General features: G+C 34.9%; 21 protein-coding genes. 15 read left to right on the plus strand and 6 right to left on the minus strand.

Going from position 1 to position 19,626, the window contains the following annotated elements; genetic code table 11:
* Positions 1-41: 41 nt before the first annotated feature.
* On the plus strand, positions 42-734 hold the full coding sequence (locus G8Y85_RS11555; RefSeq protein ID WP_060551939.1) for a type 1 glutamine amidotransferase domain-containing protein: 693 nt from the start codon (positions 42-44) through the stop codon (positions 732-734).
* Positions 735-928: 194 nt separating this feature from the next.
* Complete coding sequence (locus tag G8Y85_RS11560; protein ID WP_165805873.1) at positions 929-2,116, plus strand: MFS transporter; 1,188 nt, start codon at positions 929-931, stop codon at positions 2,114-2,116.
* Positions 2,117-2,135: 19 nt separating this feature from the next.
* Here the strand turns inward: G8Y85_RS11560 and G8Y85_RS11565 are convergent, their stop codons facing one another.
* The gene (locus G8Y85_RS11565; protein WP_145050928.1) at positions 2,136-3,155 is read right to left on the minus strand and encodes an alpha/beta hydrolase; all 1,020 of its coding nucleotides are present in this window, start codon (positions 3,153-3,155) and stop codon (positions 2,136-2,138) included.
* 196 nt (positions 3,156-3,351) lie between these two features.
* Here G8Y85_RS11565 and G8Y85_RS11570 point away from each other — a divergent pair, with 196 nt between their 5' ends.
* On the plus strand, positions 3,352-4,410 hold the full coding sequence (locus G8Y85_RS11570; protein ID WP_107368382.1) for a metal ABC transporter solute-binding protein, Zn/Mn family: 1,059 nt from the start codon (positions 3,352-3,354) through the stop codon (positions 4,408-4,410).
* 43 nt (positions 4,411-4,453) lie between these two features.
* Here the strand turns inward: G8Y85_RS11570 and G8Y85_RS11575 are convergent, their stop codons facing one another.
* The gene (locus tag G8Y85_RS11575; RefSeq protein WP_165805874.1) at positions 4,454-5,347 is read right to left on the minus strand and encodes a fructose bisphosphate aldolase; all 894 of its coding nucleotides are present in this window, start codon (positions 5,345-5,347) and stop codon (positions 4,454-4,456) included.
* A 234-nt stretch (positions 5,348-5,581) separates the two neighbouring features.
* Between G8Y85_RS11575 and G8Y85_RS11580 the strand changes: the two genes are divergently transcribed.
* The 9 genes from G8Y85_RS11580 (at position 5,582) to G8Y85_RS11620 (ending at position 11,297) form a co-directional block, all read left to right on the plus strand.
* Entirely contained in the window at positions 5,582-6,331 is a 750-nt protein-coding gene (locus G8Y85_RS11580) for a tandem-type lipoprotein (RefSeq protein WP_165805875.1), read from the plus strand.
* Between the two features lie 51 nt (positions 6,332-6,382).
* Entirely contained in the window at positions 6,383-7,141 is a 759-nt protein-coding gene (locus tag G8Y85_RS11585) for a tandem-type lipoprotein (protein ID WP_165805876.1), read from the plus strand.
* 49 nt (positions 7,142-7,190) lie between these two features.
* Positions 7,191-7,949 carry a tandem-type lipoprotein gene (locus G8Y85_RS11590; protein WP_165805877.1) on the plus strand — a complete coding sequence of 253 codons (759 nt, stop codon included), beginning with the start codon at positions 7,191-7,193 and terminating at the stop codon, positions 7,947-7,949.
* Positions 7,942-8,394, plus strand: coding sequence for a hypothetical protein (locus G8Y85_RS11595; RefSeq protein ID WP_165805878.1), 453 nt, complete (start codon positions 7,942-7,944; stop codon positions 8,392-8,394). The genes G8Y85_RS11590 and G8Y85_RS11595 overlap by 8 nt, the downstream gene beginning before the upstream one ends.
* A 197-nt stretch (positions 8,395-8,591) precedes the next feature.
* The gene (locus tag G8Y85_RS11600) at positions 8,592-9,365 is read left to right on the plus strand and encodes a tandem-type lipoprotein (protein ID WP_165805879.1); all 774 of its coding nucleotides are present in this window, start codon (positions 8,592-8,594) and stop codon (positions 9,363-9,365) included.
* Positions 9,343-9,546 (plus strand): hypothetical protein, encoded by a 204-nt coding sequence (locus G8Y85_RS11605; protein WP_107376456.1) that lies wholly within the window; start codon positions 9,343-9,345, stop codon positions 9,544-9,546. The genes G8Y85_RS11600 and G8Y85_RS11605 overlap by 23 nt, the downstream gene beginning before the upstream one ends.
* A complete protein-coding gene (locus tag G8Y85_RS11610) occupies positions 9,543-10,670 on the plus strand; it encodes a hypothetical protein (protein ID WP_165805880.1) in 1,128 nt (375 codons plus the stop codon). Before G8Y85_RS11605 ends, G8Y85_RS11610 begins: the two co-directional genes overlap by 4 nt.
* Positions 10,667-10,993, plus strand: coding sequence for a hypothetical protein (locus tag G8Y85_RS11615; protein WP_060551929.1), 327 nt, complete (start codon positions 10,667-10,669; stop codon positions 10,991-10,993). Before G8Y85_RS11610 ends, G8Y85_RS11615 begins: the two co-directional genes overlap by 4 nt.
* Before the next feature lie 4 nt (positions 10,994-10,997).
* The gene (locus tag G8Y85_RS11620) at positions 10,998-11,297 is read left to right on the plus strand and encodes a hypothetical protein (RefSeq protein ID WP_107371265.1); all 300 of its coding nucleotides are present in this window, start codon (positions 10,998-11,000) and stop codon (positions 11,295-11,297) included.
* Positions 11,298-11,371: 74 nt separating this feature from the next.
* Here G8Y85_RS11620 and G8Y85_RS11625 read toward each other — a convergent pair whose 3' ends face one another.
* The gene (locus G8Y85_RS11625; RefSeq protein ID WP_165805881.1) at positions 11,372-12,565 is read right to left on the minus strand and encodes a putative multidrug effflux MFS transporter TcaB; all 1,194 of its coding nucleotides are present in this window, start codon (positions 12,563-12,565) and stop codon (positions 11,372-11,374) included.
* 10 nt (positions 12,566-12,575) lie between these two features.
* Complete coding sequence (locus G8Y85_RS11630; protein ID WP_060551926.1) at positions 12,576-13,127, minus strand: isochorismatase family protein; 552 nt, start codon at positions 13,125-13,127, stop codon at positions 12,576-12,578.
* A gap of 267 nt (positions 13,128-13,394) precedes the next feature.
* Between G8Y85_RS11630 and G8Y85_RS11635 the strand changes: the two genes are divergently transcribed.
* The 3 genes from G8Y85_RS11635 (at position 13,395) to uhpT (ending at position 16,464) form a co-directional block, all read left to right on the plus strand.
* On the plus strand, positions 13,395-14,204 hold the full coding sequence (locus G8Y85_RS11635; protein ID WP_165805882.1) for an arylamine N-acetyltransferase: 810 nt from the start codon (positions 13,395-13,397) through the stop codon (positions 14,202-14,204).
* A complete protein-coding gene (locus tag G8Y85_RS11640) occupies positions 14,188-14,751 on the plus strand; it encodes a TetR/AcrR family transcriptional regulator (protein ID WP_060551924.1) in 564 nt (187 codons plus the stop codon). Before G8Y85_RS11635 ends, G8Y85_RS11640 begins: the two co-directional genes overlap by 17 nt.
* Positions 14,752-15,084: 333 nt before the next feature.
* The gene (uhpT, locus tag G8Y85_RS11645; RefSeq protein WP_165805883.1) at positions 15,085-16,464 is read left to right on the plus strand and encodes a hexose-6-phosphate:phosphate antiporter; all 1,380 of its coding nucleotides are present in this window, start codon (positions 15,085-15,087) and stop codon (positions 16,462-16,464) included.
* 77 nt (positions 16,465-16,541) lie between these two features.
* On the opposite strand, the gene G8Y85_RS11650 is transcribed toward uhpT, so the two are convergent.
* Both G8Y85_RS11650 and G8Y85_RS11655 read right to left on the minus strand, forming a co-directional pair.
* Positions 16,542-17,252, minus strand: a complete 711-nt coding sequence (locus tag G8Y85_RS11650) for a hypothetical protein (RefSeq protein ID WP_103346450.1) — start codon at positions 17,250-17,252, stop codon at positions 16,542-16,544.
* 149 nt (positions 17,253-17,401) lie between these two features.
* The gene (locus G8Y85_RS11655) at positions 17,402-19,204 is read right to left on the minus strand and encodes an acyltransferase family protein (RefSeq protein WP_103346451.1); all 1,803 of its coding nucleotides are present in this window, start codon (positions 19,202-19,204) and stop codon (positions 17,402-17,404) included.
* Between the last annotated feature and the right edge of the window lie 422 nt (positions 19,205-19,626).

The following is a 19,626-nucleotide window of genomic DNA, read 5'->3' on the forward strand; positions in this document are numbered from 1 at the left end:
TTATAATGAACACAAATCTTTGAAAAAGTGGTGAATGCGACATGAAAAAAATTATGATTGTCAATACGAGCCATACACAATTTGACGGCACAGATAAACCCACTGGCTTATGGTTAAGTGAATTAGTCCATTTCTATGATGTCTTTCATGGTAATGAAGATTATCAAATCGATTTATACAACATTAAAGGTGGCGAAACACCTTTAGATCCTGTCAGTTTAACACCAGGTATATTAGACAAGCTGACAAAAAGTTATTATGAAAATGAATTGTTTATGGATCAATTAAAGTTAACGCCAAGTATTGATACTGCAGATCCATCCGCATATGACGTCATTTATTTTACGGGCGGGCATGGTGTGATGTATGATTTCCCAGGAAATGCGCATGTACAACAAGCGATTAACACGATTTATGATAAGGGAGGCATCGTGGCATCTGTATGTCATGGGGCAGCGGCCTTACTCGAAGTGAAGAGACCGAATCATTATTTCCTTATCGACGGGAAAAAATTAACAGGATTTTCAAACGCTGAAGAAGTATTAGCGAACCGCAAAAAAATAGTACCTTTTGAACTCGAATCAGAATTGAAACTTAAAGGTGCGCAATATACGAAATCTAAAGTGCCTATGAAAGGTTTTATCCAAGTAGATGGCAACCTGATTACAGGTCAAAATCCAGCGTCGGCGAAGAAAGTAGCTGAAGCGGTTAAAGATGCATTAGCGTCGAAATAATGGTTTGCCTCCTTGTATGAATTAAGGGATTTGAAAGCAACGTCATAGTTTATTTATGATGTTGCTTTTTATATTGCGGTAAATCAAAAAAGGGTTTCGAATGGCATTCGACTGAGGTAATATGGGGAAATAAAGTATCTAATTCTATAATATTTTGTTTAATCTTAACGCTATATTTTTGAGGGGTGACATTTATGGAGCGGGTCCATTATCATGGGATAACCTTTGTGTTATTTATTACAGGGCTCTTAGTCATGTTTAGTTTATACAGCACGATAACGATAGGTTCATCAATTGCGCAAGACTTTTCCGTACCAGTCACAAATACACCATTGGCCAGCATGGCATTTTCGTTCACATTTGCGCTAGGATGTTTAATATATGGGATACTTTCGGATAAATTTGGGCGCAAACAAATCATGTTATATGGTTTAATTGCACATACTATTTTTACGTTGCTATCCGTTTTTTCTACGTCCTTTATGATGCTTGTGGTATTCAGAGGCGCTCAAGGTTTAGCCGCAGCCGCCTATGCGCCGATCATCATTGCTTACATTTCAGACTTATTTCCTGAAAACAAACGCGTGACAGCGACAAGTTTTATGACAATGGGCTTTTTGTTTGCGGGCATTTTCGGACAAGTGATTAGTGAAATGATTGCGAACGCCTATGATTGGCGTATGGTCTTCCTTATATTAGGGAATTGCTATGCTGTACTAGCTGTTGTAAATCTTTGGTTATTACCTCAAGCCCCATTACAGGAAACAGCACTTCATTTTAAAGATTTTGGACGAGATATTGCGTCCATATTTCAAAATCCAATATTGATGCTTTGCTATTTAATTGGCTTTGTGTTGTTAATGACCTTTATTAACGTATATGTGGTTTTAGGAGAGAGTGTCCTCGTTCAACATGGCCAACATATTCAAACCGTTGCCGCGGTGAGTAAGTTTTTTGGTGTGGGTGGGATTATCATTTCCTTGATGGCAGGCCGTTTATCCAATCACTATTCGGTCACAAAAGTACTTGTTGGGGCATTAACGGTGACTGTACTTTCAATCATACTTATGGCACTGAATACAAGTATTATAGGTTATATTATATTAAGTGTGATTTTTGGCGGGGGCATTGGCTTTGCGTTACCGACACTTATTTCTAAAGTCGTATTATCCGTCAAACATCATAAAGGTTTTTATATCACGCTAAATACATTTGTCATCTTTTTTGGTACAGCAGTTGCCCCTTTAACGTTAGGTTTAGCGCAACGTACACCAGCGTGGTCGATGCAATTTTTATATTTAGCAGCTATGATGGCTCTCGGATTAGTTGCTGCTGTGATGATTTTATTACGAGAACGCCAAAAGGATTCGCATGCGTCTTGACGCAATGCGAATCCTTCTTTTATTTGGCTAAATGCTGTTTGAGAAAGTGAACTAAACGCTCGTAATTGACTTTTGATTCATAGAGCGACATATCAAATTGATATTCATGATACAATGGGCTATCGTAAAATGTGCCTTCTACAGGGATATCGTGATGTTCCAACGTCGCGACAAATTGACGTGCTTGATCCTCAAAAGAGCGATGTTTCGCATCCGTAATATAGCTTGGTGGAAAATGGTGATCCATGTTTAGCGTCACACTTGCTTCCATCGTTTTAGGACTTACGCGCCAATGTTTATCATCAAAATATGCCCATGCCAATCGACTGAAAAGTTTGTTTGCCATCATGTCATCAGTTTTATCCATGCGTTGTGTATTTAAAAGTGAGGAATAAAAGATGGCGGTTTTGATCGTTTCAGGTGGTACAGTTTGTTTAAATGCAGTTGTATCACGATAGGCATCGTTAACTTGAATATTGATAAACTGACCGATAATTTGACCTCCCGCAGAGTCACCGCCAAAAGCAACATGTGATAAGTCCGCTTTATACGCTTGAGCGTTTTTTTGAACAGCGACATAGGCTTTTTCTAAACTATAAATTGGCTCTGGATAGCGTGCTTCAGGAACTAGGGCATAATTAAGGTTGACGACAGTATATCCTTCACTTGCAAGCAGTTGTAAGTATGGTGTGACATCTGACTTATCACCACTCATATAGCCACCGCCATGCACCCAAAATAGTGTCGGGTACGTTTCTTGATCTCCGTTTGGCATATAAATATCCATAAGGCCCGTTTTCTCAGTTGAATCATAAACCACATCGTAAAGAGACGTAACGCGAGATGCGATTTGTTTGAAACGTGCATCTTGACGCACAGTATCTTTAATATAAGCCTTTTTAGAAGGCTGATTAAATAAAATTTTAGATAATATTACACCTGGCATGGGTGTAAGCTGATTCAACGTGTAAAGCGATGCAGTTAATGCTGTCGTCGTGCCTAAAGCGACTTTACCCAAAGATTGAAGATGTTTCATCATGATGCCTCCTTGTTTAAAAATTAAACTTATTATTATCTTATAATAATGTGAACGTACATAATCTATCGTTATTTTACTATGATACGTACCGTTTAAAAAGCAAAGTGAATATAAAAAGTATTGCAAGCTTGTCGGAGGTAGGGTATAATTTTAAATCGTAATAATTACTATTTGAGTAGAAGGAGATTGTGCGAAAATGAAGAAACGTATTTTTGCTTTTTTAACTATCGCAGTCGTGAGTATTTTACTTGTCGCATGCGGACAATCTGATTCTGGAAAAAAATCATCTTCAAATGACAAACTCCAAGTGAAAACAACTGTGTTTCCAGTAGAATCATTCGTTAAACAAATTGGTGGCGATCATGTTGACGTCGAATCCATTTATCCAAAAGGGACAGACTTACATAGTTATGAACCGTCACAAAAAGATATTTTAGATGCAAGTAAAGCGGATTTATTTATTTATACAGGGGATAATTTAGATCCTGTTGCGAAAAAAGTCGCAGGTGCGATTAAAGATGATCAAAAGAAATTGTCATTAGAGAAACATTTAAGTAAACAAGACTTATTAAAAGATGCGCACCATCATGAGGGCGAAGATCATGACCATGAGCATGGAGATAAAGCACATGACCATGATGCAGACCATAAAGAACACGACCATGATCATGATGGCGAGCACAAAGAAGATGAGCACGATCATGAAGGTCATGATCACGAAGGGCACCATCACGGTATGTATGACCCACACATTTGGTTAGATCCAAAAATGAATGAAACAATGGTAAAAGCTATCCGTGATGAATTAAGTAAAAAAGACCCTGATCATAAAGCAGAATATAAGAAAAATGCAGATAAGTTATTAAAAGAACTTGATGACATTGATAAAGACATGCAAAAAGCAACTAAAGATCACCAAGGTGAAACCGTGTATGTATCTCATGAATCATTAGGTTATCTTGCGAACCACTACGGTTTCAAACAACAAGGTGTTCAAAATATGAATGCTGAAGACCCATCACAAAAAGCACTCACAGACATTGTAAAAGCAATCAAATCTTCTAAAACAAAATATATTTTATATGAAGAAAACGTATCGAACAAAGTCACAGATACCATTCGTCAAGAAACAGATGCAGAACCATTGAAATTCAACAATATGGAATCTGTTTCAAAATCTCAAAGTGACGATGCAACATATCAATCTTTAATGAAAGAAAACATTAAAAACATTGAAAAAGCATTGAATAAATAAAAAAGGCGCCACATCCAGCAAAATGAGGATGTGGCGTTTAATGTTATTGTACTTTGTTTACAGAAGCGTCATAGATAGAATCGATGGTTTCACCTAGGAGTTTATCAAACGCTTCATCTGATTGACTGACACGTAAATCATTGATTAACGCACGAGAAAAACTTGCGATGAGCCCATCATTCGTTTTTAATACTTCATTCGCATGTTCGCGGCTATACCCACCGGATAAAGCAACCACACGCACGACATTTGGATGGTTAATTAACGTTTCGTATTGATTTTTATGCGTTGGAATCGTTAATTTAAGCATCACCAATTCATCTTCTTTTAATTGATCTAAATGAGATTGAATGACTTCTGTTAAATAAGCCTCGATACCTGCTTTATCTTCAGCATCAATGTTCACTTCCGGCTCAATAATTGGTACTAAACCTTTAGCAATAATTTGTTTCGCTACCTCAAATTGTTGTGCGATGACTTGGTCAATACCTTCTTTATTGAATTCAAGAATATTTGAACGCATTTTAGTCCCAAAAATTTTATGTTCTGTAGCTCGATTTAATAAGTCATCAAGTTCAGGTATTGGTTTCATGAGCTGAACACCGTCTTTTTCTTCGGCAAGCCCTTTATCTATTTTTAAAAATGGGACAATCCCTTTATTCGCTAAATAATCACCTGTATGTTGGCCTTCGACTTCACGATCCATTGTTTGTTCGAAAAGAATCGCACCAATGATTTTATCAGAAGTAAAAGATGGTGATGTGACAATACGTGTACGCATATCGTGAACAAGGTTGAACATTTCATCATCATTATGATATTGATCTTCATTCACACCATAACCACGTAACGCTTTAGGAGTACTACCGCCACTTTGGTCTAAAGCCGCAATAAAACCTTTACCATTTTTAATTTTATCTAGTTGTTGTTGATTCATAATTTCACTCCTTTAAAAAATATCGTACATCTACAGTATGCATAAAATGTCATAGACGTTCAAATAATAAAAGTCAAACATCAAATTTAACATGAATAATAATGTATAAAGAAAGCGTTTAATCTGTTGATATGATTAAGTGCGAAATATCATAAAAAAGATAGATTTTAAAGTATAGAAAACTGTATAATAAATTTAAAACATTGTGTGTAAATAGTGAGAGGACTCTAAACAGTGAGCAAATTTTATATCAGCATATGTCTATGCATATTAACTTTAATGGCAAGCGGTTGTAGTATATCGACAAGAGAGAAAATAGAATCAGGGTTAAAAGAACCTTTATCCGTATATCCAACAAAGAATTTGGAAGATTTTTATGATAAAGAGGGTTTTAGAGACAGTAACTTTAGTAAAGATGATAAAGGTGTGTGGTCAGTGATATCAGCGATATCTAAGAGGAATGAAGAAGGAAAAATGACGATGGAAGGCGTAATGTTATATATCGACAGAAATACCAAAAAAAGCGAAGGCTATTACTTTGTTGATAATGAAAGTAAAGTTGAACACAGAAATGGTGAAAAAAAGTATCCACTTATAATGAAAGATAATCAATTAATACTCAAAGACAAAAATGTAGACGAAGACATTAAAAGAAAAGTAAAGGACTTTAAGTTTTTTGTCCAATTTGGAAATTTGAAGGATTTAGATCAATATAAAGAAAAAGATGCGAGTTATAATTCCTTAGCCTCTAACTATTTAATTAGTTATCATTTAAATCAAAATGACGCTAATTTGAAGGGAATACAGAGACTTTATGGTATTGAAGCAGGAGAAAATCCAGTACTTAAAATTTATGGAGATGGCGATTTCAAAAGTGATGTAATTGATACAAACACGGTCAATTACAAATTAAAGGGTGATGTAGGAAGATTCTATAACTCGTCAGTAAGTTACCAACCTAAAAGGGGTATGGCGTATGAATAATCTAGCTCCGGTAAATAGCTTTTCTGAACTAGTGTACGAGTGAGGTGCATCATGAAAATAGCGAGAAGTATTGTATTAATCATAGGATTGATGATGTCGATTGGGATATTAAGCAGTTGTGATATTACGACAAGACAAAAGATAGAATCAGGGTTAAAAGAACCTTTATCCGTATATCCAACAAAGAATTTGGAAGATTTCTATGACAAAGAAGGATACAGAGACAGTAATTTTAGTAAAGATGATAAAGGGATATGGATGTTGATATCAGTTTTATCTAAAAGAAACGAGGAGGGAAAAATAAAAAGGGAAGGCGTAAAATTATATATCGATAGAAATACCAGAACAAGTGAAGGCTATTACTATGTTGATATTTCTAGTAAAGATGGAGGTAAAAACTATAGAAAAGAGTATCCTCTTAAAATGAAAGATAATCAATTGATACTCAAAGATAAAAATGTAGACGAAGACATTCAAAGAAAAGTAAAGGACTTTAAGTTTTTTGTCCAATTTGGTAATTTGAGTGGTTTAGATCGATATAAAGAAAAAGATGCGAGTTATAATTCCTCAGCCCCTAACTATTTAATTAGTTATGATTTAAATCAAAATGACGATAATTTGCAAGAAATACAGAAATTATACAGTATCGAAGCAGGAGAAAATCCAGAACTTAATATTTATGGAGATGGCGATTTCAAAAGTGATGAAATTGATACAAATACGATTACTTACCAATTAAATGGTAAGGTAGGGAGATTCTATAATTCGATAGTGAGTTATAAACCTAAAAGAGGGTTAATTCATGAATGATTGATCTTCTATTTATGTGAATTTCGATAAAATATGAGCGAGGTAAACCATGAAATTAGCGAGAAAAATTATATTCATCACGGTATTAATGACATCGATTGGGTTATTAACTAGTTGTGGCATGTCAACAAGAGAAAAAATAGAGTCGGGATTAGAAGAACCGTTATCAGTGTATCCAACAAAGAATTTGGAAGACTTTTATGATAAAGAAGGTTACAGAGATAGTAACTTCAGTAAAGATGATAAAGGTGTGTGGTCAATATTTACGTCGATAGAAAGACAAAATGATGAAGGGAAATTAAGAAGTGAAGGAGTTATTTTATTTATTGATAGAAATACCAGAACAAGTGATGGCTATTATTATGTAGAAAATGAGAGTAAAGATAAACGTAAAAATTTCAAAAAGAAATATTTTATAACTATGAAATATAACGAATTAATACTTAAAGATAAAAATGTAAATGAAGATATCAAGAAAAAGGTAAATAAATTTAAATTTTTTGTTCAGTTCGGAAACTTAAATAATTTAAATCGTAATGAAACTAGGAATGAAACATATAATTCTCAAGCACCTAATTACTCAATAAGTTATCATTTAAATCCAAGTGATGATAATTTAAAACAGATTCAAAAATATTTTGGTGTGAAAATTGGCAAGAAGCCTAGAGTTGAAATTTATGGTGACGGTAATTTTAAAAGTGATACTTTTAATTCAAATACTATAGAATATGCATTTGATGACGATGCTGAAGGATACTTAAGTTCTTCAGTTGCTTATAGGGCTAAAAGGAGTCTAAATTATGAATAACATAACACCTATTAATATATACACGGAAAAGAACAGTGCTATTTCTTATAAATCATATGAAGTTGAGACGAGTATGCTTAATAACGTCTCTAAAAAGGATATTAAACGTCGGTTGAATAATGATGCTAAAAAACTATATTTTCCACCCAACCTCCAATATTATGATTCTTTCCTTGATAAGAAAACGGGGATGAGTGGCGTTGCATTTAAAGACACTAATACTAATAAGGTGACGATTGGCTTTGCCGGGACGAATGTAGGGTCAGGTAATCCAAGCGATATGCTAAAGGATGTTGGTGCAGATTTTAACATTGGTTTAAGCTTGGTTGATGCAAATGACCCATATTTCAATGAAACGAATAAGTTCATTAATAAAATCAAAAAGAAGCATGAGATTGAAGCTTTTACCGGCCACTCAAAAGGTGACCGAGATGCAATGGTATGAGATATTAATTATAATTACATAATGTCAAATAGGTCACTAAAGGATTCTTTTAATGTATAGGAAGAATACGTATATCTAAAATTTTAATAATTTTTACTAATCATATGAACTTCATTTATTTAATTGCAAAATGTATATATGTTAATGACAGAATATTGTATAATTTATTTAAAACACTATTAGAAAGTGGTGGCGTCATGAAATTCACTAAACATTTACTAATCATATTAGGGGTGATGGTATCCATGAGTTTGTTAAGTAGTTGTGGGATGTCAACGAGAGAGAAAATAGAATCGGGTTTAAAAGAACCATTATCTGTATATCCGACAAAAAACTTGGAAGACTTTTATGATAAAGAAGGATACAGAGACAGTAACTTTAGTAAAGATGATAAAGGTATTTGGTCAATACTAACTGTATTGGCAAAAATGAATGAAGAGGGAGATTTATATAGAGAAGGCGTAATGTTATATATCGACAGAAATACCAAAAAAAGTGAAGGGTATTATTTTGTCGGTAACGAAAGTGAAGCTGAACATAACAACTACAGAAAAGAGTACCCTCTTATAATGAAAGATAATCAATTAATACTTAAAGACAATAATGTAGACGAAGATATCAAACGAAAGGTAAAGAACTTTAAGTTTTTTGTCCAATTTGGTAATTTGAGTGATTTAGATAAATATAAGGAAAAAAATGCGAGTTATAATTCCATGGTTCCTAACTATTCAATTCGTTATCATTTAAATCAAAATAACGATAATTTGAAGGAAATACAGAATCTTTATGAAATTAAAGCAGGAGAAAGCCCAGAACTTAATATTTATGGAGATGGAGATTTTAAAAGTGATGCAATAGATTCAAACACGATTAATTATAAATTAAAAGGAAAGACATGGAAATACTTTAGTTCAGTGGTAAGTTACTTACCGAAAAGAGGTAAAATTAATGAATCAAATAACGCCTATTAATGCCTATACTGAGAAAAATAGCGCAATATCATATCAATCTTATGAAATTGAAACGAAAAGGTTAAACGGTGAATCTTCCTTTGCGGATTTAAAATATTCAGTTACATTAGCAAAGGAAAAAAAACTTTCCCACCCAATCTTGAATATATTGATTCTTTTCTTGATAAGAAAACGGGGATGAGTGGCGTTGCATTTAAAGACACCCATACGAATAAAGTGACGATTGGCTTTGCAGGGACGAATGTGGGGTCAGGGAATGCAATCGACATGATAAAAGATACAGGTGCAGATTTTAACATTGGTTTAAGCTTGGTTGATGCAAATGACCCATATTTCAATGAGACGAATAAGTTCATTAATAAAATCAAAAAGAAGCATGAGATTGAAGCTTTTACCGGCCACTCAAAAGGTGGCCGAGATGCAATGATTTTAGGGATTGAACATAATGTTGATGATATTGTTATATTTAATTCTGCTTCGTTAGATGTGAAAGGATTATCACATCATAATGCTACTAGTCGAGATTGGATGCTTAAACCATCGAGTAATCCGTTAGAGTTAAGCAAAAAAAACTCTATAGATTTTTTACTATTACATGCTAAGGCTCAAAAGTATAAAGGAAATATTATCCATTTTAGGAATAATAATGACTTGGTTTCGGTTGGTTTAAGCTTGATGGGCGGTAGTTATTATGGAAAGGATTTCGTATTTAAAGGCGGTGGACACGGACTTAGTTCTATGATGACTTATGACCGCCAATTAGAAATTAAAAAAATTCTAAATAAACGTCCTTATGCTACATCTGTGAAAGAAACGCATCAACATGTCCAACGTGATGTGAAGAAACGTCTTTCTTCAGTAGACGATTTACGTGCTAATTTAGTTTCAGCTAATGGTGGTAGTCTCTCTTCAAACCAGAAAAAGTTACTTGAATCTCAAACGGCGCTCACTCTAATACAAGGTTTAAATCAATTATTAGATGCAGAAATAGACTTGATGTTAAAAGAGTATGATAATGCGATTGGCGATTTAAATATATTATGGAGTGATACGAGAGTTCAAGCAGATGATTTATCTCAAGGTAAACTATCAGAAGGTGAAATTTTATCAGCACTGAGCGATGGCAATGCAACGGAACAATCTATAGTAAGACATAATGAAGAAATTATAAATGCTAAGAAAGACAAGTTAAAAGATGTTGGAAAGAAATATGATGAATTGATTAATAAAATTCAAAAGGCTATTGATGAAATTTTACAAAATGATCAAGTATTAGCGCAACAAATAAGGATGTTTTCAACATGAATGAACTACAAAAAGAGATTGAAAAAATAGAAGATGAACAGCGTGACGCTTTAAGAGAGTTCGATAAACAATTTGATGAGATACAAAACTATAAACATCAACTACATAAAGATAATGAAAAGAAATATGCTATTTTTCATGAACTTCAACAAAGAGATGCTAATCTTCATCATTATCAACACGCTTTTGAACGTGTTGTGGATGAAGCAACATGTGAATTTGAACAAAAGCTAAAGGATATTGAACGTCAATTATTCATCGAAAGAGATGCTTTGATACAATCGTATCAACGAGAAATAAGACAACTAGAACTGAGGGAGTAATAAATTGGGAGAAATTAAAAATCAATTGGAAGAAATACGTAATACAATAGAAATAGCATTGTTTCCAGAACAAATTTGGATATTTAAACAAATTATAGCTTTTGTAACTGCACCGAATGCATTGGACCATAAAGATAAGCGAATGGACAAGCTGAATAAAGAAGAAGATGGTTTTCTTGATAAAATTAGTTCGAGTCAGATGCAATTTCTTAATGACTTTGAAGCCTATGCCAAAGGTGATTGGGTAGATGCAGCAAAAAGAGAAATGGAAACTATTAAAAAAGATCTTGAGACAATTAAATAACTTAGACTTTCTATGAGAAAAAGGATACACCCTATAAAGTTGGACGGATAACTCTAACTTTATGGGGTGCTTTTTTATGTGTGCACACTTTTTAAATGTTTGTAATGTATCGCATGGAGTGTGAAGATAAGGATTAAAGTAATGATAAGTACAATGATATAAGGTATAGCGTTGTGATCGCCCATAAGTCCAACGAGTGGTGTGGTGGCTGCGCCTACAAAATATTGAAGTAAGCCAATCAGGCTAGATGCACTGCCCACGGCTTTTTTCTGTCCATTCATGGCGATGGAAAATCCTAATGTAGCCACACCGGACACTGAGGCTACGATTAAGAAAAATCCAGGGATGAGTATGGATAATGTCCAATGATTGATCAGTGCGCTGATGACAATGATGGCCCCTAAAAGTTGAATGATGCTAAAGCCTCTAAATAACACCAATGGATTGATTTGATCAACCAAACGTGCGGTAAGTTGTGCGGTACCTATGAGGCCAAGTCCTGTGATCGCAAATATATAACTGTATGTTTGGGGACTCAAGCCGTATATATTCTGCAAGATAAATGGTGATGCGGCCATATAGCTAAAAAATAACGCAAACGTTAAACTTTGTATAAGTATTGGCAGTATAAATGTTTTGCGATGTAGTAACTGTTTAAAGTCCTCGAGTACGGGTTTGAATCCTGTAGAACTTCTATGTTGAAGGACTAAACTTTCATCGACTTTAAAGTAGACGCCAATAAGCATGAGTATACTGAGGACACTTAAACTATAAAAGATGACATGATAACTGACATGGCTTGTAAGTATGCCTCCAATCATTGGCGCAAATACGGGTGCAGCACCATTGACAAGCATCAGCATGGCGAGAAATTTCGTTAAGTCATTACCTTTATAGCGGTCACTCGCGATGGCGCGTGATAGCACGATTCCCGCACCGCCGGCGATACCTTGGAAGAAGCGGGCGATGATGAGGACGTCAACATGTGTTGCGAGTGCGCAAATCAATGAAAAGGCGATGTACATCATTAAACTAAAAATGAGTGGGCGTTTACGTCCAGTTTGGTCTGAAAGGACACCGAAGATGATGTTACCTAAGGCAAGTCCGAACATAAAGAATGTAAGTGTGAGTTGCGTCTGAGTGGTTGATGTGTGTAATGTTGAGGCTACTTGTGGTAAAGCAGGGAGATACATATCAATCGAAAGCGGGCCAAACGCCGCAAGTCCTGCCATGACAAGTATGAATGTGACACTTGGTTTCTTCTTCATAGACACCCTCCTAACGTAAGAGTGCGTCAGTAGTTGTAATCGTACCCATGAGAGGGAATGAATAGTGTACGGAAAATTGATGCAGTTCTGTTTGAGGTGCCGCCATCATATCTTCCACAAAATATTGTTCGTATCCATATTGATATGCATCGCGTGCAGTCGTATCCACACCCATATGTGTAGAAATACCACCTATGATGATATTTTTAATACCGCGACGGCGAAGTTGTAAATCTAAATCTGTCCCAAAGAACGCACTAAAACCACGTTTATTAACGATATAATCTTGTTCAGTCACATTGAACCGATCTGGAAACTTGGCAAAATCCTTGTCAGGTTTACCTGGAAGTTGTTGTTCCGCAAGCTGTGGTTTCAATGCGTCTTTTCCATCGTGAAAATTAACACGGACGAATGCGATAAAGCCATCATTTTCTCTGAAATTTTGAATCATACGTTCTGCATTTTTTAAAACAGTCTGTGTTGAATGTGGTGCAGTATCCATAGATAGAATCCCATTTTGTAAATCGATTAATATTAAAGCTGTATTTGTATAATTGATCATGACATAAGTCTCCTTTTTTCATTTTCATATCCTCATTATAAGCTTGTACTTTTACAAACTTCTAAGAATTTGCACGCATGTTTACGTTAATAAATGAGAGTTCAAAAGCCTTAAATGATGCGGTATAGGACAATTAAAGGGATAGTGATTTATCATAAACGGAATCTGTTCCGAAAAAAATATTTGGAATGCATTCCGTTTGAAAAGTGAAAAGATATCGTATTACCATTAAAGTATTAAAATCGAAGAGATAAAGGAGTGTAGAAGGTGAACGTAAAAGGTTTGGAGACTTATTTGAATATCGATGTGACACAATTTGAAAGCCCCTCGATTGAGGCATTAAATCATTATGTAGCACAGTTTATGAAAAAAGTACCTTTTGAAAATATTGATGTTCAAAATCAAATTCGGATTTCGGTGGCGGTCGATGATATTTATGACAAAGTTGTAAACCATGAACGTGGGGGATTTTGTTATGAATTGAACACTTTATTTAAAACGTATCTTTTAGAAAAAGGGTTTACTGCATATAATGTGTCTGCGACTATTCATACACCTGGAGGCGGCCGCAGTTTACCTGGATCTCATATGTCTACGATTGTAGAAATTGATGATAAGAAGTATATCGCGGATGTAGGGTTTGGGGATTTGCCACTTCAAGCGATTCCTTTAAGTAAAACGAGTGACATTCCTGTAGTCCAAGATCATACGGGGATGTTTAGAGCCGTTTTTCAAGATGAACATGCCTCTCATTTTGAAATTCAAAAATGTGAAAATGATGTATGGCAAACGAAATATGAAGCAGAAATGACGCCACGTACGTTAGCTTCGTTTGAATACAATATTGATTATAATCAAACACATCCCAATTCAATCTTTGTGCAACGCTTAGTAGTGACGATGCCTACAAAAAATGGTCGTGCTACAATGTCACAAAATCATTTAACCTTAACTGAAAACGGTGAAAAACGTAAAATGGATGTCACACCTGATAATTATCGCCAAATGTTGAAAGATTACTTCAACCTAAATGTAAAAGTGCAACGCTTGGAGGATAGCGATGGCTCAAACACATAAAAAACGTCGAGACGCGCGTGAAAATAAAGCACTCATTTTAGAAACCGTGTTGGCATTATCGCAACAAGGCGTTAATATTGTAGACATGAAAATGGCAGATATCGCAAAAGCTTCAGGTGTCGGTGTTGGCACACTTTATCGTCATTATGAAAACAAGGCCGTTTTATGTATCGCATTATTAGATGCGCAGGCTGAAGATATGTTTAAAGAGATGGATACTTTTCTAGAAGCGCATAACGACGCTTCGACTTATGAACGGTTAGAAGGTTTACTGCGTATTTATGTCACTTTAAAAGAGTCACATTTTCAGACATTATCATTCATTGAAAAATCGATGAATCGTACGATATCAATGGTGGAAATCCCGTTTTATCATGAACTTGCGGTACGCATTAATGCTCAATTTGATACGCCACCGGATGATTATTTTATCACGCATATTTTATTACATTGTTTCTCTAGTGACTTTTACTTTTATGCTAAAAACAAAAAGGCATTCACGCAAGAGGATTATATTCATAAAGTGTTGGATATTATATTATCATAGTGAATATTTGAAAAGTCTGTACAGAAATCGTCATTAAATGTACAGACTTTTTTAGAATCAACAATTTTTATTATTAATATAAATGGTATAATACTAATAAAGCGTAATAACATTATATAATAATGACAATCACAACAATGAACGCTTTAATAAATAAAGAATAAGAAACTTCAAATTTCGCGTATCATGTAAAAAATTATATCTTTAAATAGCCTTTTAAATGTCTCTGGATTTATCATTTGATTCCGACAGCGATGAGAAGCCTTCTTTCTTTACACTAAAGCGCTCGCCCACAATGCATTGTTACGTTGATTTTATACTTGAGGTGAGGACATGCAATTTTTTGAGATTCAAAAACTTCCAAACAAAGGGATTCCTTTATCAGTTCAACGAAAACTATGGTTAAGGAACTTCTTACAAGCTTTTCTTGTCGTCTTCTTTACATATATGGCGATGTATTTAATTCGAAATAATTTTAAAGCAGCAGGCCCATTATTGAAAGATGAAATTGGGCTGACGACGACGGAATTGGGTTATATCGGACTCGCATTTAGTATTACATATGGATTAGGAAAATCTCTTTTAGGTTATTTTATTGATGGTAAGAACACGAAAAAAATCATTTCTGTGTTACTGATTTTATCGTCAATTTCTGTATTATTAATGGGATTATTATTAAGTTTCTTCGGAAATGTCTTAGGTATTTTTATTGTTCTTTGGGGTCTAAATGGGGTCTTCCAATCGGTTGGAGGTCCTGCAAGTTACTCTACTATTTCTAGATGGGCACCTCGAACGAAGCGAGGCCGTTATTTAGGATTTTGGAATGCGTCACATAATATCGGTGGTGGGATTGCGGGTGGTCTCGCATTATGGGGGGCGAACGTCTTTTTCAACGGTAGCGTGGTAGGGATGTTTATCTTCCCAGCGGTCATAGCGATCTTGATTGGTGTAGTAGGTTTATTTATTGGTAAAGACGATCCTGAAGAACTCGGGTGGAACCGTGCTGAAGAGATATGGGAAGAGCCTGTGGATCAAGAAAATATCGACTCCCATGGCATGACAAAATGGGAAATATTCAAGAGATACATTTTAAAAAATCCGGTCATTTGGATATTATGTATTTCAAATGTATTTGTGTATATTGTTAGAATCGGTATCGATAATTGGGCCCCGCTGTATGTAAGTGAACATTTAGGCTTTAATAAATCAGATGCGATTAACACAATTTTTTATTTTGAAATTGGTGCACTTGTCGCAAGTTTATTATGGGGATATGTCTCAGATATATTAAAAGGGCGACGTGCCATTGTTGCGATTGGATGTATGTTCCTTATCACATTTGTCGTGTTGTTCTATACGAATGCTACGAGTGTACTCATGGTTAACATTTCATTATTCGCTTTAGGTGCGCTCATTTTTGGACCTCAATTACTTATAGGGGTGTCATTAACAGGATTCGTGCCTAAACGTGCCATCAGTGTAGCCAATGGTATGACCGGTTCATTTGCGTATTTATTTGGTGATTCAATGGCTAAAGTCGGTTTAGCGAAAATTGCAGACCCTAAATCAGATGGGCTTCATGTGTTTGGCTATACACTCACGGGTTGGACAGACGTCTTCATAGTATTCTATTTTGCACTATTCGTAGGCATTATCTTATTGGGTATTGTCGCATTCTATGAAGAAAAGAAAATACGTGCATTGCATATTTAAAATTAAATGAACAAAAAAACATCGCCTTCCATAGCTATTATGGAGGCGATGTTTTAGATTACACCAGATGCATATTTTTATTTATCTTTTTTAAAGAATTCGGTTATTTTATCTTTAATTTCTTGTAATTTAGAATTCACTTTATCTAATTCACGCTGCATTTCATCATTATTGCCATTTTGGCGTTCATTTTCTGCGTTTTGTAAATTATCAGCAGTTTTATTGTATTCATCAGCCACTTTATTTGCTTGTTGTGTATCCGTGTTATTTTTCAATGATGCAATTTCTTGTTTCAATGCATCAATTTTACTTTGCGTGTCAGATTGGTTATTTTCAATACTTTTTTTCGCATCTTCCACTTGTTGTTGGAGTTGTTCATTTTTTTGTTGAACCAATTGCGCATCGTTTTGATTCGTTGGGTCAGATGTGTTGGGATCATTTGCCGCTTGTTTATCATTCGTGCCCGTACATGATTTAACGATTAAAGCGACTAAGGCAATAGCGACGATGAATAGTAATAAAATCAGCCATTTGTTTTTCCGTTTTGACGATTCGATTTCTTCTTGTTGAAGTTGTTCACGACGGTAATCTCTTTCATTATATGCATTTGAATTGCGCTGTGGGCGAATTAAAATACCACCAAAGACTTCATGTTGTTGTTGATCCGTTAAGGTGTTGATATTTAAATCCGTATTCAATTGGTTAAACTTGTCATAAGCAATGATAGTACCATCATCTAAAATCTTTTCAATTCTCGGATAATCTCGATTACGTTCTTGTCTTCTCACACGAATCCCTCCAATAAGGTGCCATGAATGACTATTTTTATAATGAATCATATAAAAAATGTATTGAGTTTATTTTATCCTACCACATATCACTAAAAGTGACAAAAAAGGCGCCAGTACTGTATACAGTCTGGCACCTGTTTAATAGGTTAAGATGATTTATTTTGTTTGGCGTGCTGTTGTTTTAATCCATCAACGATTAACTGACTTAATGCTTTTTGCCCAGCGTATTCTAAATGAATACCATCATATGCGAAATATTCAGGATGACCACCGGATGCTTTATGCCAATCGATGAGGTGGACGTTTTTATGTTTGTCAGCAGCTGTCTTCAAGGTATCATTGACATTTTTTTCATAGTCACGTGGCACACGTGTATTCACAAAATAAATTTGTGCTTTTCCGAGATTATCAATAATTTCATTGACTTGATCTTCAGTAAAAGCACCGTTCGTACCCAGTTGCATCACGACATCTTTATTAGGTTTCGCAAAACTTTGATATTGCGAAGAGATGAGGGCATTGGCTTCATTCAATTGACGACCGACTTTACCATCAATCGTCGCATTTGGGACTTGTTTTTGGAAGACATTACCAATATCTACCATCACAGAGTCACCAATAAGTAACGGCGCTAACTGTTTCGGATCAACTTTCTTTTGTTCATTCGTATCAGCAGGATTCGTTTTCGGTTTGTGCGTCTTATTCGTAAATGATGTTTCTTTTTGCGTACTATTAGCTTTTCCAAGTTGATCAAATTGACCACTCATCAATAATATAGATGGAACAGCTAACAATAGTAACAGCGCCAATCTTAAAAAGCGAGACGCTTGATGTGGTTTGAATGAAAATGCGCGAAAGCCTTTTTTACGAATTGGATTTTCAATAAAGCGATATGACAACTCAGCAAGCGCCACCATTAATACGACATCAATAATATAGACGTAATATGGAATTTGTCCTGCCACAAAATGGCGATGTAGTAATACAATCACCGGATAATGCCATAAATATAAACTATAAGAACGTTTACCAATCGCGACAAATAATGGATTGCCAATCAGTTTCGCAAACCATCCAGATGGGTGAACCACACTCGCAATCGTAAATAACGTCACGAATGAGATTAAATAAAAGCCACCTTGATAAATCCATTTGTCATGCTCACTAACATTAAAAATGATATAGATCAGCAACGCAAAACTGATGAATCCGACAAAATCAACAGATGTGCGGAGTTTCAACGCTACTTGTTTCTTCAAACGAAATGGTGGCCATACTAACGCTAACATCGCCCCAAGCAACAACGTTTGAAGACGTGTATCTGTACCGAAGTACACACGTGCTGTACTACTTGTCACCGTAGATAAATACATCATCAATCCTAATGAGATTAACGAGATGACAAAAAATATGATAAACGTATATTGTCTTTTTCGTAGCTTAAAGATCATATATAGAATAAAAGGAAAGAAGAGATAAAATTGCTCTTCAATTGCTAATGACCATAAATGTTTTAACGGTGCGATCGAAAATTGATTAAAATAATCAACATCCTGTATGATATACCACCAGTTTGAGACATAAAAGACAGCAGCAATCGCATCTTTCTTTAATGCAAGTATAATATCTGGTTCAAAAATAATGGCATACGTTAACACAACTGCAAGCATAAACATAACTGCAGGGATCAACCGTTTCACACGGCGTAACCAGAATGCTGGCAAGTCAATCTTTCCAGTTTTGTCGTATTCAGCGACTAACAAAGATGTAATTAAAAAACCGGAAATGACAAAGAAGGTATCTACACCTAAAAATCCACCTGGCAACCATAGAGGATTCAAGTGAAAGATTATAATTGCGATGACGGCAATCGCTCTAAAACCGTCGAGACCAGGGAGATATTTTTGCGTATGAACAGGTTTCGTTCTTTTTAATTCTGTTTGGGTCATTCATAACATCCTTAAATTTATTAAAAATTAGGCATCGACGCGTAAAGCGTTAATGAAACTATGTATGTCGATGCGTTGAGGTAACCGTCGTACGTCATTTCCAAAAGCACATACGTCCTCTAAGTTACTAAATTATTATATCTTAATAATAGCAACATATGAATAATATATATGACTTTTAGTATTTATACAAATGTAAAGGTGCTGAAATCAAAATGTAATATAACTTTAAATAAAGATGGCATTTTTCCAATAAATATGCAAGTTTAGTATTGGCGTTGTGATGCCGTTTAACACCAGTCATATCAAGGATGATATAGAGAAATAGATATTAATTTCATTATTATACATGCATATTAATGAAAAGTGGGGGTTTAGTGGTCTTGATTGCGTAAAATGATAATGATATAAAATTAAAAAAG

It is taken from the genome of Staphylococcus sp. 11007852 (genome assembly GCF_011394325.1).
Taxonomy (GTDB): Bacteria; Bacillota; Bacilli; order Staphylococcales; family Staphylococcaceae; genus Staphylococcus; species Staphylococcus agnetis.

Coding starts and splice junctions, on each gene's coding strand:
- G8Y85_RS11600 (WP_165805879.1), top strand. CDS start 8,592: ATGAAATTCACTAAACATTTACTAATCATATTAGGGGTGATGGTATCC.
- G8Y85_RS11565 (WP_145050928.1), bottom strand. CDS start 3,155: ATGATGAAACATCTTCAATCTTTGGGTAAAGTCGCTTTAGGCACGACG.
- G8Y85_RS11625 (WP_165805881.1), bottom strand. CDS start 12,565: ATGAAGAAGAAACCAAGTGTCACATTCATACTTGTCATGGCAGGACTT.
- G8Y85_RS11640 (WP_060551924.1), top strand. CDS start 14,188: ATGGCTCAAACACATAAAAAACGTCGAGACGCGCGTGAAAATAAAGCA.
- G8Y85_RS11595 (WP_165805878.1), top strand. CDS start 7,942: ATGAATAACATAACACCTATTAATATATACACGGAAAAGAACAGTGCT.
- G8Y85_RS11655 (WP_103346451.1), bottom strand. CDS start 19,204: ATGACCCAAACAGAATTAAAAAGAACGAAACCTGTTCATACGCAAAAA.
- G8Y85_RS11590 (WP_165805877.1), top strand. CDS start 7,191: ATGAAATTAGCGAGAAAAATTATATTCATCACGGTATTAATGACATCG.
- G8Y85_RS11605 (WP_107376456.1), top strand. CDS start 9,343: ATGAATCAAATAACGCCTATTAATGCCTATACTGAGAAAAATAGCGCA.
- G8Y85_RS11575 (WP_165805874.1), bottom strand. CDS start 5,347: ATGAATCAACAACAACTAGATAAAATTAAAAATGGTAAAGGTTTTATT.
- G8Y85_RS11555 (WP_060551939.1), top strand. CDS start 42: ATGAAAAAAATTATGATTGTCAATACGAGCCATACACAATTTGACGGC.
- G8Y85_RS11585 (WP_165805876.1), top strand. CDS start 6,383: ATGAAAATAGCGAGAAGTATTGTATTAATCATAGGATTGATGATGTCG.
- G8Y85_RS11615 (WP_060551929.1), top strand. CDS start 10,667: ATGAATGAACTACAAAAAGAGATTGAAAAAATAGAAGATGAACAGCGT.
- G8Y85_RS11560 (WP_165805873.1), top strand. CDS start 929: ATGGAGCGGGTCCATTATCATGGGATAACCTTTGTGTTATTTATTACA.
- G8Y85_RS11570 (WP_107368382.1), top strand. CDS start 3,352: ATGAAGAAACGTATTTTTGCTTTTTTAACTATCGCAGTCGTGAGTATT.
- G8Y85_RS11630 (WP_060551926.1), bottom strand. CDS start 13,127: ATGATCAATTATACAAATACAGCTTTAATATTAATCGATTTACAAAAT.
- uhpT (WP_165805883.1), top strand. CDS start 15,085: ATGCAATTTTTTGAGATTCAAAAACTTCCAAACAAAGGGATTCCTTTA.
- G8Y85_RS11610 (WP_165805880.1), top strand. CDS start 9,543: ATGAGTGGCGTTGCATTTAAAGACACCCATACGAATAAAGTGACGATT.